Source organism: Streptomyces calidiresistens (assembly GCF_014141525.1).
Taxonomy (GTDB): Bacteria; Actinomycetota; Actinomycetes; order Streptomycetales; family Streptomycetaceae; genus Streptomyces; species Streptomyces calidiresistens.
Map to the genome: position 1 here is coordinate 1 of NZ_VKHS01000744.1, position 2,643 is coordinate 2,643.

At 71.7% G+C, this 2,643-nt stretch carries 3 protein-coding genes; 2 read left to right on the forward strand and 1 reads right to left on the reverse strand.

The genetic code is table 11. The features are described from left to right. Positions 1-150: 150 nt before the first annotated feature. Complete coding sequence (locus FOE67_RS22235) at positions 151-804, forward strand: pyridoxamine 5'-phosphate oxidase family protein (RefSeq protein WP_182666618.1); 654 nt, start codon at positions 151-153, stop codon at positions 802-804. Beyond that, positions 801-1,799 (forward strand): TIGR03571 family LLM class oxidoreductase, encoded by a 999-nt coding sequence (locus FOE67_RS22240; protein ID WP_182666619.1) that lies wholly within the window; start codon positions 801-803, stop codon positions 1,797-1,799. Before FOE67_RS22235 ends, FOE67_RS22240 begins: the two co-directional genes overlap by 4 nt. A gap of 85 nt (positions 1,800-1,884) precedes the next feature. Here FOE67_RS22240 and FOE67_RS22245 read toward each other — a convergent pair whose 3' ends face one another. Beyond that, entirely contained in the window at positions 1,885-2,400 is a 516-nt protein-coding gene (locus FOE67_RS22245; RefSeq protein WP_323385286.1) for a lamin tail domain-containing protein, read from the reverse strand. Positions 2,401-2,643 lie beyond the last annotated feature (243 nt).

The following is a 2,643-nucleotide window of genomic DNA, read 5'->3' on the forward strand; positions in this document are numbered from 1 at the left end:
ACCGCCGTCCTCGTCGTCCTCACCCAGCCCCCGGTGGTCTCCTTCCTCTCCCTCCTGCTGCTCGCCACCCTGGTCCTGGTGGGGGTCGGTGTCCTCACCGGTCGGCGCGCCGGGGGGACCCGCTATCCCGCCTACTGGTGGTGAGACGACGTGACGAGTCGCTACGCCAGGTTGCTCTTCACCCCGGCCGTTCAACGGCACCAGGAACGGAACGGCAGCCGACGGGCCTACGCGCGCATGGAGGCGGGAGGCGGCGACACCGATCGCCTCGGCCCCGCCGAGGCGGCCTTCGTGGCCTCCCGCACCAGCTTCTACCTGGCCAGCGTCGGCTCCACCGGGTGGCCCTACGTCCAACACCGGGGCGGCCCGCCCGGCTTCCTCCGGGTCGTGGACGACCGCACCCTCGCCTTCGCCGAGTACCGGGGGAACCGGCAGTACATCACCACCGGCAACCTCGACGGCGACGACCGGGTCTCGCTCCTCCTCATGGACTATCCGAACGCCGCCCGCCTGAAGATCCTCGGACGGGCCCGCACCGTCCCCCTCGGGGATCGGGGCACCGACGCCGGGCCCACGGTCCCCGACGGCTACCGGGCCGTTGTCGAACGCACGATGGTGATCGACGTCGAGGCCTACGACTGGAACTGCCCGCAGCACATCGAGGCCCGCTACACCCTCGCGGAACTCGAGGAGGTACTGGAACCGATCCGCGACCGAATGGCCCGGCTGGAGGCGGAGAACGCCGCGTTGAGGAAGGCCGTCCCGGAGGGTGCGGTCCCCGGGGGGCCCGGGGGAGAGGGATGAGCCCGGACCCCGGCGCCCTCCACCCCGGCATGGTCCGCGCCTTTCCGCCGGACGGCATGACGCTCGGCCTCATCGCCCCCCTGGAGTCGTTCACCGGGGACGTACCGACCATGGAGGGTCACCTGGAGACGGTCCGCGCGGCCGAGGACGCCGGGTTCGCCTCCCTGTGGCTGCGGGACGTGCCCCTCCTGGTCCCCGGCGAGGGCGACGGGGGGCAACTCTTCGACCCCTGGGTGTACCTGGGGGTGCTGACCACCACGACACGACGCATCACGCTGGGCACCGCCGGGGTCGTGCTGCCCCTGCGGCACCCGCTGCACGTCGCGAAGGCCGCCGTCTCGGTGGACCACCTCTCCGGCGGCCGGATGCTGTTGGGCGTGGTGGGCGGCGACCGCCCCGGGGAGATGCCGGCGTTCGGCACCGCGCCCGGGGAGATCGGTCCCCGGCTGAGGGAGGGCTGGGAGTACCTGCGTCACGTCACCGACGGTTCGACGGCCGGTCACCACTGTTCCCTGGGGGAGCTGGCCCCCGGGATCGGCATGGTGCCCGTGCCGCCGCGGGGCCGCCTGCCGATGCTGATGATCGGACGGGGACGGCAACCGCTGGAGTGGATCGCGGAGCGCGCCGACGGATGGTTGTACACCGCGCTGGACCCCGAACGGCAACGGGCCAACACCGCGCGGTGGCGCCGGGCGACGGGGGAGGTCGGCGAACCGGGTTTCAAGCCCTACGGCCAGGCCGGTTACCTCGTCCTGGACGAGGACCCCGTCTCCCCTCCCCGCCCCATGACGCAGGGATGGGCCATGGGGCGGGAACCGCTGCTCGAACTCTTCGCCGCCTACCGGGCGGGAGGGGTGAACCAGTTGATGGTCAACCTGCGGCACAACGTCCGGCCGGTGCGGGAGGTTCTGGAGGAACTCGCCGAGTACCTCCTCCCGCACTTCCCCGCCGGGGAGGACCGACCGGCGGTCGCGGTCACGTCCCTTGGGGGGTGAGACCGACGGTCGGCGGTCCGACACGTGCCGGGGACCGCCCGGTGCCGGTGCCGGTCCCGTTCCCGCGGGAACGGGACCGGCCGGTTCAGCAGGTGTAGGTCTTCCCGTCGGCGGCGACGTTCCAGTTGCAGGCGCTGACGGTGCCGGCGGCGGCGTTGTTGTCCGCGCTGCCGGGCTTCTTCAGCCGCAGGTTGGGGTTCTTGGCCTTGCCGTCGTTGGGCAGGACGTGCCGGGCGTAGCCGCGGTAGATGTGGTGGTTGCCGTTGGCGTCCTTGCGGTGGGTGCCGCTGCCGGTGTGCACGTACGCCTTGGCGCCGGCGGGCAGCTTGTAGGAGGGCAGGGCCCGACCGTAGGTGTTGGTGGTGATGTCGGGGATCCACCCGCCGACGTCGACGGTCTTCTTCGAGACGTTCTTGATGATGAAGTACTCGCCGTTGAGATTGACCTGCTTGCCGTCCTTGATGTCCGCTCCGGCGGCGTTGGGACGCACGTGGGTGATCATGAGATCGCCGGTGGTGGACGCGGCGTGGGCCGGGGCGAGGGGCGCGAGGAACGCGAAGGTCACCGCCGCGAACAGGGCGGTTCGGATCGTACGACGCACAGGTCCGCTCTTTTCCGTGCAGGACGAGGAACCCCGACGGCCCCCCATCCGGTGAATGTCGGGCCCAGTGTGCACCCAACCGGGGGACGCGCGATGGTTTTTCCGGATAATGGGCCCGACGACGGACTTCGCACGGTGGGCGGGTGCCGGCCGATCCGGCGACGACGACGGAACGGGCCCCCTTACGGTCGTGGGGTGTGCCGTTCCGAGGAGTCCCCGCCGCCGGTGCCGCCGGCCCCCTCC